At 43.3% G+C, this 14,934-nt stretch carries 12 protein-coding genes; 2 read left to right on the top strand and 10 right to left on the bottom strand.

What is annotated here, in order from left to right; genetic code table 11:
• Positions 1–20: 20 nt before the first annotated feature.
• The 4 genes from A3CY_RS0116900 to A3CY_RS0116915 form a co-directional block, all read right to left on the bottom strand.
• Entirely contained in the window at positions 21–1,601 is a 1,581-nt protein-coding gene (locus A3CY_RS0116900; protein ID WP_018339126.1) for a lytic transglycosylase domain-containing protein, read from the bottom strand.
• Between the two features lie 10 nt (positions 1,602–1,611).
• Positions 1,612–2,325, bottom strand: coding sequence for a DUF5683 domain-containing protein (locus A3CY_RS0116905; protein WP_231932446.1), 714 nt, complete (start codon positions 2,323–2,325; stop codon positions 1,612–1,614).
• A gap of 8 nt (positions 2,326–2,333) precedes the next feature.
• Positions 2,334–3,227, bottom strand: a complete 894-nt coding sequence (locus A3CY_RS0116910; RefSeq protein ID WP_018339128.1) for a ParB/RepB/Spo0J family partition protein — start codon at positions 3,225–3,227, stop codon at positions 2,334–2,336.
• 98 nt (positions 3,228–3,325) lie between these two features.
• A complete protein-coding gene (locus A3CY_RS0116915; protein ID WP_018339129.1) occupies positions 3,326–4,096 on the bottom strand; it encodes a ParA family protein in 771 nt (256 codons plus the stop codon).
• A 144-nt stretch (positions 4,097–4,240) separates the two neighbouring features.
• On the opposite strand from A3CY_RS0116915, the gene A3CY_RS0116920 reads away from it, so the two are divergent.
• Both A3CY_RS0116920 and A3CY_RS0116925 read left to right on the top strand, forming a co-directional pair.
• A complete protein-coding gene (locus tag A3CY_RS0116920; RefSeq protein WP_018339130.1) occupies positions 4,241–4,954 on the top strand; it encodes a DNA alkylation repair protein in 714 nt (237 codons plus the stop codon).
• A gap of 56 nt (positions 4,955–5,010) precedes the next feature.
• A complete protein-coding gene (locus tag A3CY_RS0116925) occupies positions 5,011–6,879 on the top strand; it encodes an ABC transporter ATP-binding protein (protein ID WP_018339131.1) in 1,869 nt (622 codons plus the stop codon).
• A 69-nt stretch (positions 6,880–6,948) separates the two neighbouring features.
• On the opposite strand, the gene A3CY_RS0116930 is transcribed toward A3CY_RS0116925, so the two are convergent.
• The 6 genes from A3CY_RS0116930 to A3CY_RS0116955 form a co-directional block, all read right to left on the bottom strand.
• Positions 6,949–7,191 carry a hypothetical protein gene (locus A3CY_RS0116930; RefSeq protein ID WP_018339132.1) on the bottom strand — a complete coding sequence of 81 codons (243 nt, stop codon included), beginning with the start codon at positions 7,189–7,191 and terminating at the stop codon, positions 6,949–6,951.
• 59 nt (positions 7,192–7,250) lie between these two features.
• The gene (locus A3CY_RS0116935) at positions 7,251–8,411 is read right to left on the bottom strand and encodes a 6-bladed beta-propeller (protein ID WP_040371991.1); all 1,161 of its coding nucleotides are present in this window, start codon (positions 8,409–8,411) and stop codon (positions 7,251–7,253) included.
• 227 nt (positions 8,412–8,638) lie between these two features.
• Positions 8,639–11,302, bottom strand: coding sequence for a zinc-dependent metalloprotease (locus A3CY_RS0116940; protein WP_040372007.1), 2,664 nt, complete (start codon positions 11,300–11,302; stop codon positions 8,639–8,641).
• Positions 11,303–11,362: 60 nt separating this feature from the next.
• Positions 11,363–12,481 carry a TlpA disulfide reductase family protein gene (locus A3CY_RS0116945; RefSeq protein WP_040371992.1) on the bottom strand — a complete coding sequence of 373 codons (1,119 nt, stop codon included), beginning with the start codon at positions 12,479–12,481 and terminating at the stop codon, positions 11,363–11,365.
• 1 nt (position 12,482) lies between these two features.
• Positions 12,483–13,412: a hypothetical protein gene (locus tag A3CY_RS0116950; RefSeq protein WP_155828440.1), complete on the bottom strand. Its 930-nt coding sequence runs from the start codon at positions 13,410–13,412 to the stop codon at positions 12,483–12,485.
• Positions 13,413–13,436: 24 nt separating this feature from the next.
• On the bottom strand, positions 13,437–14,927 hold the full coding sequence (locus A3CY_RS0116955) for a RagB/SusD family nutrient uptake outer membrane protein (protein ID WP_018339137.1): 1,491 nt from the start codon (positions 14,925–14,927) through the stop codon (positions 13,437–13,439).
• Positions 14,928–14,934: the final 7 nt, after the last annotated feature.

Raw genomic sequence — 14,934 nt, forward strand, 5'->3', positions numbered from 1 at the left:
ATGAATCTCACTTCCTCTCGTTAAATCTTTATCTTTAACTTCTGTCCCGGCTTCAAGTTCTTCGCCGTCTTGTCAGAAAGACCATTCCATTTCATAATATCCCGGTTAGAAACTCCCGGGTATTTTTGGGCTATTGACCACAAATTATCCCCCCGTCTGATCGTGTAATAGAAAAATTCACCTTCAGCTAACGACTCGGCTTCCACCTCGGCATTCGCCGCCACCCCGGCATATTTAGCGTTAATCTTGGACTGGTAATATGCCACTTTATCTTTGGGCACGTACACCGTTAATTTCTGCCCGATATTAATACGATCTTTCGTCATCCCGTTCCAATATTTCAAATCGGACAGGCGCACGTTGAACTTCGTCGCAATTCTCCCGATCACGTCCCCACTCTTCACCGTGTATATCAGTTTCGCCTTATTGCTCGGAGCCGCATGAGCGTGAGCATATTTTTTGAAACGAACTTTCGGGTCGGCAGTGCGGTCACTGTCATTAAAATAAGAATTCCGGTTATAAGCGAATATCGTATCCTGCTTGTCGATGAAATCCCCCACGTGATTATAAGGCATCCGCAAAGCGTAACACTTCCCGAACCCGGCAGGCACAATGTCCGAACGGTATTGCGGATTCAAATCCCGTATCTGCTCGACTGAAATATCCATCAGCTTGGCAATCTGTTCGAAATGCAAGGCATCCGAAATCATGATCGTGTCACACATCGTCGGCAACTCGTTTTCCAGCGGGTATATATTATGTTCCTTGTGATAATTAAAAGTGTACATCGCCGCGATAAAAGCCGGCACGTACCCACGGGTTTCTTTCGGCAGGTGGAAATAAATATCCCAGTAATTCTTCTTGCTTCCGGAACGGCGGATGGCTTTATTCACGTTCCCCGGTCCGCAATTGTACGCGGCAATCACCAGAATCCAGTCCTCGTATATCTTGTACAAATCCTTCAAAAAACAAACTGCAGCCTCGGTAGACTTCACCGGATCACGGCGCTCGTCAAGAAAAGAATTAATTTCCAGCTTGTACATTTTTCCCGTCCCATACATAAATTGCCAAAGCCCGCAAGCTCCCGCCCGGGAAAAAGCTCTCGGGTTCAAGGCACTTTCAATCACGGGCAAGTATTTCAACTCGTGAGGCAAACCTTCCCGGTCTAAAACCTCCTCGAACATGGGGAAATAATAAGAACTCAACCCCAGCATCGCCCCCACCTGGGCACGACGCCGCACGGTGTAAAGTTCAATATAATTGCGTACAATATCATTGTACGATAGTTTGATAGCCGAATTTAAGGCATCCAAACGATTCAGATAAACCGAATCGGGTACTGCCGGACCGCTATCATATTCCATGAGATAAACGGAATCCACGTAATTACCTTCCTGTAAACGATTCACGTACCATTTACTATACAAATCATCCAACCGTTCGACAATCGCACCCGGGATAGAATCCACGAGTAAAGCCGGCTCCGGTAAATTCAACCGTGATGGCGGCTCAAGCCGCACTTTCAGCGAATCGCGATCACTTTCGCCGAATACCGTGTTACAACATAAAATAGCACATAACCATACAAATAAACAACGCATGTTTTTCCCTTTAAAAATTAAAAGTTAGTGTTAATCCCACTGTTCCCCCGCTGACAGGAGAGAATCCGGTAGAAGGTCGGACATTCAAAGATATATCATCATTTATCTCGAAATCGTAGAAATGCGCAAACACCGTGGCGTCAATAATCTGAAGCACGTATATTCCTCCCGAAACAATGTACAACAAATCCCGATTTCGTTTATAATTATCCTTTTTAGTCTTCAACTGTTCCTGCAAACGCTTCCGCTGGCTCGAATTGAAATTACTCGCGTTCCTGCCGGGCATCATCAATTTATCCCAGCTGGGATTCTCCGGGTAAGGCATATCCGGATTCTCTTCCAGCTTATTTATGTAATCCGTGTAATCCACGAAAGCGGTCCGGTACTTTTTAAAATACTTCATATTCCAAGACAAACCGTACACCGTAGCCCCGATACCGGCATACAAAATCGGCACCTTCCACCACTGCCCGTTATATACCTGTGCTGACCCCGGAAGTACCATCGCCATGATAGTAGCCTTTTTGGGTGAATGCGGCCCACGGTCTTTCTTTATCGAGGCTTTCAATGCCTCTTCCTTTCCCTCGAATAATAAAGAATCCGTGTCCACGATCGTGTCCCGTGAAGTCACGGGGAACTCCATGCGGCATTCCGATGCTTTCATTCCCGTACCTATCAACAAAACCGGGATGATCAAAATTATTTTCTTTAAAATCCTTCTCACCGTAAATTCTATTTCTTGTCCATCTTATCCAGTAACTCCACAATACGTTCCAGTTCGCTGTCGGACTTAAAAGATATAACAATTTTTCCCCGCCCTTTTTCGTTACGTTTCAAATCCACTTTCGTGTCAAAATAACGTGCCAAATGGGATTGCAATTCTATATAATCACCAATAGGTTCCCGTTTCTTCTCTGCTTTTTTCTCTTTCGTCTCTTCCGGCTGCATCAATTCCCGAACAATTTCCTCCACCTTGCGAACAGAGAAATCATACTTCAGTATCTGCTCGAAAATCATATTCTGCGTATCCGGGTCTTCTATATTAATAATAGCTCGGGCATGCCCCATGCTGATCTCACGATTTTTGATCGCCAGCTGGATAGGAGCCGGGAGCCTCAATAAACGCAGGTAATTGGAAATCGTCGTTCTCTTTTTACCCACGCGTTCGCTTAGAGCATCTTGAGTTAAATTGCACTCGTCGATCAAACGCTGGTACGAGATAGCGATCTCGATGGCATTCAAATCCTCACGCTGAATATTCTCGATCAATGCCAATTCCAGCATCGACTCCTCCTCCACCTTCCGAATATACGCTGGGATCGTTTCCAATCCCGCTAATTTAGACGCCCGGAAACGGCGTTCCCCGGCAACAATTTCATATTTTCCTCCCTCAACTTCTCTTACGGTGATCGGTTGCACGATACCGATAGATTTTATCGAAGCGGCAAGCTCCTGCAACGCCTCTTCATCAAAAATAGTTCTCGGCTGGTTCGGGTTTGGACGAATATCACTCAATTTCAGTTCCTCCTGCAAAGCGGAAGAAGTTCCCCCTCTTGGTTTCACTTCCTCTGCCGCATCCTGCAACAACGCACTTAACCCCTTACCTAATGCACTCTTTTTCGCCATAATCTTAATATAATTTCAGATTTTAGATTTATGATTTCAGATTCATTCAGCATCTCGCATATCCAATCATAAATCGTAAATCATAAATCGTAATTTTTTTAGCTTTTTTTATTCTTTTCCAGTAACTCGTTTGCTAAACTCAAGTAATTCACGGAACCGCGACACTCCGCATCGTACAGGATGACAGGCTGCCCATAACTCGGGGCTTCGGCAAGCTTCACGTTCTGTTGTATCAACGTGTCAAAAACCATCTCTTCAAAATGCTTTCTCACCTCTGCCACCACTTGGTTAGACAAACGTACCCGACCGTCATACATGGTCAGCACAAATCCCTCTATTTCCAAAGCCATGTTCAGACGCTTCTGGATAATCTTGATCGTATTCAACAATTTTCCCAGACCTTCCAACGCGAAATACTGGCATTGAACCGGGATCATCACAGAATTAGCCGCAGCTAAAGAATTAACCGTCAACAAACCCAAAGAAGGCGAACAGTCAATCAAAATATAATCATACTCATCTTTTATCCCGGCAAGCATCTTCGCCATGACACTTTCTTTCTCATCGAAATTCAGCATCTCCAACTCCGCTCCGACCAAATCGATATTTGACGGCAGTAAAAATAAATTCTCGATATCTGTCTTTAAAATGGCTTCCTTCGGATCCAATCCATCGACCAAACACTCGTATATAGTTGCTTTCAATTCTTTCAAATCATACCCCACACCCGTTGTCGCGTTTCCTTGAGGGTCTGCATCTACCAACAAAACTTTCTGCTCCAACACGGCTAAACTAGCTGCCAGATTCACAGAAGTTGTTGTCTTTCCTACCCCTCCTTTTTGATTCGCGATAGCTATTATTTTGGACATAAAATTCACGTTTTACGATTATGTGGTAAAAATACAATTAAAAAAGATACGTCCCCCTTTTTTCGTCAATTTTTTAATAACAACAGGCACTTTTTTACTAACAATAATTACCTTTACACCGGGAATTAAAGAACGAGAGGGAATATGAGAAATACCACGAAAGAAATTATAAATGAATTGAATAAATACCGGAATGAAGAAAAGGCGGCTTTCTTGCCACGTTTCTTCAAAACGGGAAAAGGACAATACGGGGAAGGCGACCAATTTATCGGGATCGTTGTTCCCGACATACGCATCGTGGCAAAACAATATATCGATGCCGATCAAGATACCTTACGGGAATTATTGGCATCCCCGGTACACGAGTATCGCATGACGGCACTCTTGATATTGACGTATTATTATGCCAAACATAAAGACAACGCCGAAAGGAAAGCTTGTGTCGATTTCTATTTAAGCCAGGTGGACGCCATCAACAACTGGGATCTCGTGGACCTGAGTTGTTACAAAATACTGGGCCACTGGTTGCACGACAAAGACAAGCAAATCCTGTACGATTGGGCTCACGCCGATCATCTTTGGAAACAACGCATCGCCATGATATCATGCATGCATTTCGTGAAACACGGTGAATTCCAAGACGCCCTGGCGATAGCGGACATCCTGCAACACCACCCCCACGACCTCATGCACAAGGCTGTCGGGTGGATATTACGGGAAACAGGCAAGAAGAACGAACAAGTACTAACGGACTATCTCCTGCCCCGTTACAAGCAAATGCCCCGCACGATGTTGCGATACGCCATCGAACGCTTTGAAGAACCCAAACGCAAAGCTTTCCTTCTCGGGGAATATTAAAATGACAGCGTCATTTCAAATCTAAAATCTAATATCATTAAATCTAAAATTGATACATGGTTAGTTTTCTACAAGTCGATAGTCTGAGTAAACGTTTCGGAGAGCACTTATTATTCGAAAATATCACGTTCAGCATAGCTCAAAACCAAAAAGTAGCCTTAATCGCCAAAAACGGAATGGGTAAATCCACCTTGCTACGCATCATTGCCAACAAGGAAACCCCAGACACCGGTACGGTCATTTTCAGAAATGACATCACCATCGGAATCCTCGACCAAGACCCGGAACTAAACCCGGAAAACTATGTTTTCGAGGAAGTATTCAACACGGAGAATCCCACGTTAAAACTAATCAAAGCATACGAACAAGCCGTGCAAGACAATGACACGGCAGCATTGGAAGAGTTAATTCCCCAAATGGATGCCCTGGCGGCATGGGATTACGAAACTCAGATCAAGCAAATATTATCGGAACTAAAAGTAGACAAGTATAGCCAACGCATCCGGGAACTTTCCGGGGGACAAAAGAAAAGAGTCGGGCTGGCAAAAGTATTGATTAGTAACCCGGATTTCTTGATCCTGGACGAGCCGACCAACCACCTGGATGTGGAAATGACCGAGTGGCTGGAAGATTATCTAGATAAAACCAAAGCCACCCTCCTCATGGTAACACATGACCGCTATTTTCTGGACAGAGTATGCGACAAAATCGTTGAAATAGACGATTTCGGCATTTTCTCCTACGACGGCAATTATTCGTATTACCTAGAAAAAAGAGATGAACGCATCGACGCCCGCAATGCGTCAATCGACAAAGCCAAAAACCTTCTCCGTACCGAACAAGAATGGATGCGCCGGATGCCGCAAGCCCGGAGCCACAAGGCAAAATACCGTATCGACAACTTCTACAAGATCAAGGAAGTCGCCTCACAGAACACGACAGAACAACAACTGGAACTGGATATAAAAGGACAGCGGTTAGGCAAAAAAATCCTTGAACTGGAACACGTCAACAAAAGCTTCGGGGACTTGTGTGTATTAAAGGATTTCTCGTACAAATTCGTGCGAGGCGAAAAGATCGGGATCATCGGTAGAAACGGTATCGGCAAATCCACATTCCTCGACATCATCACCCGACAGATCGAACCGGACAGCGGAACAATCGAGATCGGCGAAACCGTCGTTTACGGGTATTACAAACAAGCGGGCATCACTTTCAAGGAAGACGACCGCCCCATAGATATAGTCAAAAACATATCCGAGAAAATAGACCTCGGGAACGGGCGCATCATGTCCGCCTCCCAATTCCTGGAATATTTCCTGTTCCCAGACAAACTGCAATATTCTCTGGTAGCCAAACTCAGCGGGGGTGAACGCAGGCGGCTCTACCTATTGACCGTCCTTATGAGCAACCCGAATTTCCTGATTCTGGACGAGCCAACCAACGACCTCGACATCATGACTCTGAACGTGCTGGAAGAATACTTGAAATCTTTCCAGGGATGCCTTATCATCGTGTCGCACGACCGTTTCTTTACCGACAAAATAGTCGACCGGGTATTCGCTTTCGAGGGCGACGGAGTCATCAAAGATTTCCCCGGCAACTATACTCAATACAAGAATAAAAAGGAGGAAGAAGAACTCCAGCGCAAACAAGCGGAAAAGAAAACTGCCCCTACCCCTAAACCTATGCGGGAAAAGGAAAAAGTACGCAAACTCACGTTCAAAGAGCGACAAGAAATGCAACAGTTGGAATCCGACATGGAAAACCTAAACGCCGAAAAATCCGAATTAGAAAACATCTTAAACTCCGGTACTCCGGAAGCTGACAAATTGGTAAAATCCGCCCAACGCATTGCCGAAATCATAAACCTCTTGGACGAGAAGGAAATGCGCTGGCTAGAATTAAGCGAGATCGAATCATAGATTATTTTTCCCATAACAGACTCATTCTTCATGGATAGAGAATGAGTCTGTTACTTTTTAACAGTATCCTCACTTCTCCTCTTCCTCCAAATCATCCTCCGGTTCTGTCCCGAGAGCCTCGGATTCTTCTTTCACTTCATCCATATAATTTGCCAGATTATCCCGGGCATCCTCATCGTCATTTTCCAAAATCTCACCAAAAGCGTTTACATACGCCTCATGCAACTTTTCTTCATCCTCCGGCGTCAGGTGTTTCTTGACATCCACATTTTCCTTACCGGACATATCTTTTCTATTTTCTTTCTTTTCCATAACATCTCAATTTTATAGATAAAACGAAAGAAAAAGAAAAAAGTTAGATCCCCAATAAATCAATCATTCCCGGAAACTTTCAACTTCAACCGCACTATACATAGCGGATTAAACAACTTCAACCCGTCGATTTTCTTTTTCTCCCGTTCATCAAGCATTTCGTAAGGCACGAAATCTTCAATATATTCCCCGCCACAAAGATAGACAATCTCATTCCCGTTAAAATACGTGCGCAGGGGAAATTCCACGTCTTCCGTGAAAAACTCGAATTTACGACACGAGCCATCTTTTGTGTTACAAAGGACATAAAAAAACTTTTGAGGTAAAAAACCTTCCCGACCATCCTTGAAATCCGCCAATATCCAATTTCCCCACGCCCTAGCTTCCCCGATGATAACCGGGAAAGTCGCATTCAACCAATCCGCTCGCTTTTGCCGGTATTCCTCCATTAAATCACGATTATTCTTTCCCTTACCCGTCGGTTTTTTAAAAGGCGGACTCTTCACCTGTGACAACCGATACGGGGAACGTCCCGTCGTGAAATGATAAGCGGGAATAATTTTATCCGCCTCTATCCGGTAATACGTGTTCAAAAAATGGAAAGCACCATAATTCACGCCATCTTTCATGTAACCGTACAAGTCAAACGCCATACCGAACGCATCCGGAAGAGAAAACGCACTAGCAACGTACGCCTCCTTTTTCCTAGAAAAATAATGTATTTTCTTTTCAGGAGCCATACGTAAACAGGCAAACACGTCCTTATTCATGGGAAATATCCGGTAAATTGACCCCTCGGGACGATATGTCCCGAGATATTTTCCGTCCAAAGTGTACTCCAACACCCCCCGCCACTGGGATAAAAGCAATAACGTTTCGTTAAAAGGATCGATCACCACGTCCGCCACCTTGTCATACTGCCCCTCTCCTTTTTCCCCGGAACTGATCTTATTGACAAACACTCCAGCCCGGTCAAAGATGAAGACTTCCTGGCTATTTTGCACGTAATAACGATCTTTATATGATTTAACCATATCTGCCCATCCGCGAAAGGACGGCAAAGATACGATTTCAATACTGTCACAAATCTCCCGCAATGACACGGGATCATCCTGTGACATCTTAAACTTATAAACAGGAACATCATTCTCCCAAGTCATTTTCTTGTCTTTACATCCTCCAAAAACAAAAAATATACAAATTATTGGTAACCATTTCATAATCATCTATTTTTAATACATGAAACACGCCACCTCCACATTTCATCAACGTATTGTAAGTTACATCTTTTTTTTATATTTTCAAATTAAATTCCCCCCAAAAAAACTCTAACGCCGGAGAAATAAGGAAGTGTTTCCCGTGAAAATATTAAAGTATTCATCCCCCGACTAAAAAAAAAGAACTGTCTAAAACTTATTAGACAGTCCCTTTGTTTCCATGATTAAAACTATTTAGCAACTTGCTTGACGGATTCATACATAGATATCAAACTTTCATAATGTACTCTATCGTCACGATTAGCAGACGCCACTTTACCCTTTAATAAAGTAACCACCCGCTTCAACATTGCTTGATTATACCCGAAAGTTTCATCAATCACACCTATTTCCACCTCGCCTTGGAAAGGACTTGCAGCTTGACCGAACTGAACAGGCAACAATTCCCGGGCTACAGCTCCCGCTCCACGTTCCTGCTCCATTTCCTGCAAATAACTATACATTTCATCCATGAAGCCTTTAGAGAACAAATTATATACCCGAATCTCGTCCAAAGAAGGACACAAGTTACTGATTGCCCGCGTATTCTTAATATAATCGGTACAAGTAATCCCCATTCGATTAAAAATATTCTTCTGCAACAATTTTTCCTCTTGATTCAACTTCTTTCCTTGTATGGTTGGAGCAAAAACACCGGCATACAAATCATCATAATAATCGCCAATCGTGTAAAGATTCTTATCTCGTGAAACATGAGAAGAGAGAATAACCATTGCTCTTTTACTTTCAATCGCCTTGCTCACGGCAGCAATGATCTTTGCAGACGGATACACGGCTAACCCTGTTTGATTAATCAACTCCGGACGATCAATCCACGAACAGTTGCGCAACTCTTTCAACACCCATGCCAACGCTTCTTTTTGCTTTGCACATGCTACCGATTTCACGGCTTCCCCGGCAGTCCCGTCTTTCACCTGCGATAAATAAATACCACCGACCTGATACAAAACATTCAACAAATAACGTGTATATTGCATCTGAATATTCTCGTAAAGTTGCTTCCGGTGAGAGAAATCCGCATCATCTGAAATCCACTCGTTCAAGTGGTTCAAAATATACTTCAAATTCTTTATACCGTAGGTTCCTGCCTTTACCGGATCATCCCCCAAATCTTCTTCCAATGCGCTAGGATCTATACGGAAACTCAATTGCTGGCGACCGTAACGATAAAGAGGATCTCCCGCCTTCTCGTCAATCCATTTCTCGGCGATTTTAGATTCCTCCCACATATCCTTGGCTTCCGGGATAGGAGAATACAACCATTTAATCACGTAATAATCATACACGCCAAGCTCGGGAGGTGTCAACTTCACCCCTTTGTCTCCCGGTTGCGCCACGTAATTGAATCGGGCATAATCCATGATAGAAGGAGTTGTCCCGTATTTTTGAGTGAAAGAAGCGGAACGTAACGAATCCACCGGAATAGAAGCCGAGGCCGACATATTGTGCAACATTCCCAAAGTATGACCGATCTCGTGAGTGATAACATACGTAAGCGATTCATCAAAAACATCCTTTGGCATTTTAGTGGCACGCACACGAGGATCCACCTGTGCGGTCTGAACAAAACGCCAGTTATTAATCAACTGAACAACATTATTGTAAACAATCACGGAAGCGTTAATAATCTCCCCAGTAGTCGGATCCACCCAAGACGGTCCCATCGCATTTGCCTCCGCGTTCGGGCAATAACGAATACAAGAATATTTCAAGTTATCGGGATCAAAATTAGGGTCATCCTTCGGAAAATCTCTCGCCACCATCACGTTCTTGAAACCAATTTTCTCGAAAGCCTTATTCCAATTCAAAACAGCCGCTTTAATCGGTCCCCTCCACTCGTCCGGGAACGCATCATCCACGTACCATACAATCGGTTTCACGGGTTCTACAAGCTCTCCTCGCTTCCATGCTTCCATGTCTTTCGGTTCCACTCTCCAGCGATTAGCCAGAACATACGTCTCGAATCCATCTTTCTCTTGAGATATTTTCCGGATCGGGAACTGCATTCTTGCGCTCGCCGAATTCAACGTGTAAAAAATTCCGACACGGGAATCCTGTACACGAGGCCGCATCTTAGATTCCGGCAACAAAAGAAAAGTAATTACGGAACGCGTAGACACCTGTCCCAAGGGTATAGACCCCAACAACGTCATATATTGAGCCTCCACGGGCTGAGCCACTTCCACCGATGCGTTATCTTCAAACGCCTTCACTCCTTCAAACGTGAATTTATTGGCAACCGGAGAAGAAGTGAGCAAACCTCCACTGACTTTCGGTGCAAGCCCCTTGTTATCTTTTATAAATGAAGTCACTTCGATCACCACAGCCGAACTGTCTGCGTTATATGAATGAATAGAGAACGATCTTGATGGAATATCGATATAACTCTTCTCCATGGCTTTCCTCACCCATTCCTTATCCTCTCCCATCGTGGCAGCCAAATTAGGTTTGTTGAACACAATAGACGAATCTTTCTTTACCACACGATAAAGCACGGGATTATTGTATTTATACCCCACGTTAAGCATAAAAGGCTCTGAGGTGGCAGATAAAGTTCCCCCCACCAATATATCACGCCCCATATATTTCAACGGATATTCCAAATAAATCTTCTGATCTATTTTATGAATGGTCAAGAAATCCCCCTTTGCGGTAACGATACCCGGACTTTTCATCAACGTTTCGTACTTACTTTTCTTCTTTTTAACAGGCTCTTTCACCTCTTCGGCTATCGCTATTTTCTTCTTTTTCTTGAACAATTCCCCCGCATAGCTCTCCCCGGTAGCGGGAACGAGCAGGGATAACAGCACCAAGAATGCAAACAAATCTCTCATTTTCAATGATTTAAAATTAAACATTATGATTATATAAAATACGAACTTTCATAAAAACAATCAACGCACCTGTTCACGTTGGGAATTCAACAGATCTTGCACCTTCTTACGCAACACGTTTCGATGCAATTCCTTGGCCACAAACCTACCCTCTCTATCTAAAACCACCAAATAAGGGATACCCTCGATTCCCAAATCTGCACGGATACCATCTCTTTTATAGCCAAACGGATTCCGGTAACTCTTCCATGGAAGTTGCTCTTCTTGACAAGCTTTCAGCCATTTTTCCCTGGAATCATCCAAAGAAATACTCATCACGCGCAATCCTTTGTGTTCGAAATCTTTATACAAGCGCCGCAAACTTTTCATCTCACTCCGGCAAGGTCCGCACCACGACGCCCAACAATCAATAACCGTGATATATCCTTTCAAAGAATCCAAACGAACGGAATCACCCGCTTCATTCTCCAAAATATAATCCGGGAAAGCCTGCCCGATAGCACTCACGAACACTTTTTCCAACTTATCACTTAAAGCCTGCCCGGCTCTCGATTGTTGTATTTCAGGCGACAACAAATCATACATCTCTCGTCCCCACTCGTAATGCGACTTCATCTCCGCACTCGCCAAATAAGCGGCATACACGTTATCAGAATACTTCCTCACCAAATCTCGGGCGATAGAAAAACGTAAATCATCAAACCACAACCTTTCAGACATCAAACTATCAAACAACACCTGATCGTTCCTCGTTGAAGCCTGAAAAATACTTAACCCGGAAATGTTCTTCTCTACCACTTTATCGTAAAGTTCATGAAATGCTTCCGAACATGCCTTTCTTATTTCGTTAGCTCTCGATCCCCTTAAACTATCCTCACGAATTCCCTGTCGTGAAGAAACGGTTATACTCATCTCCTCCCCATCCAAAAACAAATCAGCTTGCTGCTCATTAATTCTCAGACGATATACCCCCGGGTCCCGGAGAATTCCTTTAAAAACATATTGCCCGTCAACCAATTTTCCGGAATACAATTCCTCCGGCTCCTCACCTGTCGTAAACAAAGCAATTTGCCCCGTGTCCGCATCCACCACATTTACCTTCAACCGGAAAGATTGTCCATCTTGCGATGAACAATTAATCATTCCGGCCAAGAACATGAATAAAAGCAGTATTCTCATTTTACTTTGCTGTCAAATCTTTTTTAACCGAATCGACGAGCTTTTTCATATACTCATACTTACTCAATATAATCGAATGATTGGCATGAGTAGCTTTAAAATTAGCTTCATCGTCTTTCAACACCTCTATGACAAAATCAAGAACATCCGCGGATTCTGTCGGGCAAACATAAGAACTTGGTGAATAATGTGTAGAAGGCGTAGAACTTAAAAATCCATATTCTTCTTTAGGCTTCCAAACAAATACCCCTCCGAAAAAACTATTTTGAATATCTTGTTGATGCATAGCTTTTAGCTCTCCTTTCGCATTGAAATTATCCGAAAGCCGGTAAAAATCTTCCAACTCCCCTGAATAATTATTCACTAAAGCATGTGCCCATTCTGATCCCCGAACTCTCAAACCAAACGCTTCTTTATCTTCCCGGGTCATCTCTTTCAATTCCGCGAGACGAGAAACAATAGCCCCAGACATTCCATAATAAACATCTAACGAATTATCACTAAGTATCAGTTCTTCAACAAGTAAAAAACATTTAGGCTTCATACCTGCCTGCTGAAAAGGAATAACATATTCTTCCAAAAACTTCACCCCCTCCAGAATATCTTCACGTTGTTTCGAGAGAGAATACTTCATACTCGTCACGTTCTCCTCTATCGAATAGCCTAACATCAATGTCTTATAATAAATAATGGAATCCCCGTTCGCATCCATTCCCCTATACTCCATTCCAATCGTATCATTATAATAAACAGACATTTTATATTCACTATAAATCTCATAAATCAAATGATCCAACTCGTCATCGGGATTATCCTTTATCACATACCAATCCACGTCCACGTATGATGGAGCCAACTCACCGTTCTCGTCATCTTGACAACTTGCCAAAGCAAACAATGACACTAATAATATTCCAACTAAATTTTTCATCATCAATCACTTTTTCAATTACCATTAATATTCCACATACACGGGATCAGGTCTTTCATTATTTACCATATTACCATCCGTAAACTGTAATTCATAAGTAGGAATTGGCAAAACCCATCCACCGTTAGGATAAGCTTGCAACTCGTAATACCCGTACGCAATTCCACTATCTTTCACACGCATCTCGTGCTTTAACGGCTTTGCATCCGGATATTTAGAACTCACGGAATACCGGCGCAAATCAAACCAACGATGTCCCTCGAAACACAATTCCAAACGACGCTCATTCCGAATAAAATCCACTAAATCTTTCCCCGTTTTCGATTGAATATCCGGTGCGCTTCCCGCACTATAACGAGTGGCAAGAAAAGAATTCATGACCTCCCTCGCTCCCTCCTCCTCGTCGGACATCGCCAATGCCTCCGCCTTATTCAAATACACCTCGGCATATCGGATCAAATTACAATCCGACACGCCTCCATCCGACCATCTTTTAAATTTCGAAGGATAATTCCCATAAGAACTCAACTCAACCCCCAAACTATATCGCTGATCACTTGATTTATCCAAAAAAGCAGCTTCCAAATCATTCGACAACGCGTAAGTAACCTTTGATTTAAAACCCACCATCGCATTCAAACGATATTCTCCTTGAGAAAAAATCGTTTCAGGTGACTTAGAGGAAAGTATACTGGAATTAGACGACAAAGTATTCAAGTCCTGTAAACGATAAGTCGCCTGCATAATCGTATCACACTGTTTATCACACCCTTTCCATTCTCCCTTATACAGATACACCCGGCTCAACAAAGCTCGTGCCGCCGACTCGTTAGCCCGGTAAACTGAAGGCTGCACGATACCCTTCAATTCCACGATCGAATTCAGCAAATCTGTCTCGATCAAATCATACACATCCGCCACCGGATCTCGAACAAAATCCTTATCTTCAACCTCTGAACTCACTTTAATCGGAACCCCCAAATCCATGGTCGCAGTTCCTGATGCATAAGGTTTAGCATACAAATTTACTAACCAAAAATAGTAAGTAGCTCTCAAAAACAATGCCTCCCCCTTAACCCGATGGTAATCCGAACCGGCATCCTGAAACGCTTCTACTTCATCCAGTATCACATTCAAAGAAGCAATATGCTCGTACAATCCACTCCACACGTAATCGTTCTCGATACTACCGTTCTCACTCGTACCGGGCAACTTCAGCCACTCGTAATACCCCAAGTAAAGCGCATTCCCCAACGATTCCCAATAAACAGGTTTCGATGACAACTGCACATCATCATCCATCAAATGAATCCATGAAGCTATCGTGGTTTCTCCCTTATCCTCATCTTCTCCTATTTCCCGAGAGATCATGTAACCGTCCCCCACCAACAATTCGCTTAAATCCGAGATCGAGTTCACGTATAACAAATCCCTGGGATACTCCTCCAGAAAATCCCCACAAGACACCAACAACACACTCCACAGGACACCAAATATATTTACTATCTTTTTCATATGCTAT

This window comes from Butyricimonas synergistica DSM 23225 (assembly GCF_000379665.1).
Taxonomy (GTDB): Bacteria; Bacteroidota; Bacteroidia; order Bacteroidales; family Marinifilaceae; genus Butyricimonas; species Butyricimonas synergistica.

Coding starts and splice junctions, on each gene's coding strand:
- A3CY_RS0116955 (WP_018339137.1), bottom strand. CDS start 14,927: ATGAAAAAGATAGTAAATATATTTGGTGTCCTGTGGAGTGTGTTGTTG.
- A3CY_RS0116915 (WP_018339129.1), bottom strand. CDS start 4,096: ATGTCCAAAATAATAGCTATCGCGAATCAAAAAGGAGGGGTAGGAAAG.
- A3CY_RS0116930 (WP_018339132.1), bottom strand. CDS start 7,191: ATGGAAAAGAAAGAAAATAGAAAAGATATGTCCGGTAAGGAAAATGTG.
- A3CY_RS0116910 (WP_018339128.1), bottom strand. CDS start 3,227: ATGGCGAAAAAGAGTGCATTAGGTAAGGGGTTAAGTGCGTTGTTGCAG.
- A3CY_RS0116950 (WP_155828440.1), bottom strand. CDS start 13,412: ATGAAAAATTTAGTTGGAATATTATTAGTGTCATTGTTTGCTTTGGCA.
- A3CY_RS0116920 (WP_018339130.1), top strand. CDS start 4,241: ATGAGAAATACCACGAAAGAAATTATAAATGAATTGAATAAATACCGG.
- A3CY_RS0116945 (WP_040371992.1), bottom strand. CDS start 12,481: ATGAGAATACTGCTTTTATTCATGTTCTTGGCCGGAATGATTAATTGT.
- A3CY_RS0116940 (WP_040372007.1), bottom strand. CDS start 11,302: ATGAGAGATTTGTTTGCATTCTTGGTGCTGTTATCCCTGCTCGTTCCC.
- A3CY_RS0116935 (WP_040371991.1), bottom strand. CDS start 8,411: ATGAAATGGTTACCAATAATTTGTATATTTTTTGTTTTTGGAGGATGT.
- A3CY_RS0116925 (WP_018339131.1), top strand. CDS start 5,011: ATGGTTAGTTTTCTACAAGTCGATAGTCTGAGTAAACGTTTCGGAGAG.
- A3CY_RS0116900 (WP_018339126.1), bottom strand. CDS start 1,601: ATGCGTTGTTTATTTGTATGGTTATGTGCTATTTTATGTTGTAACACG.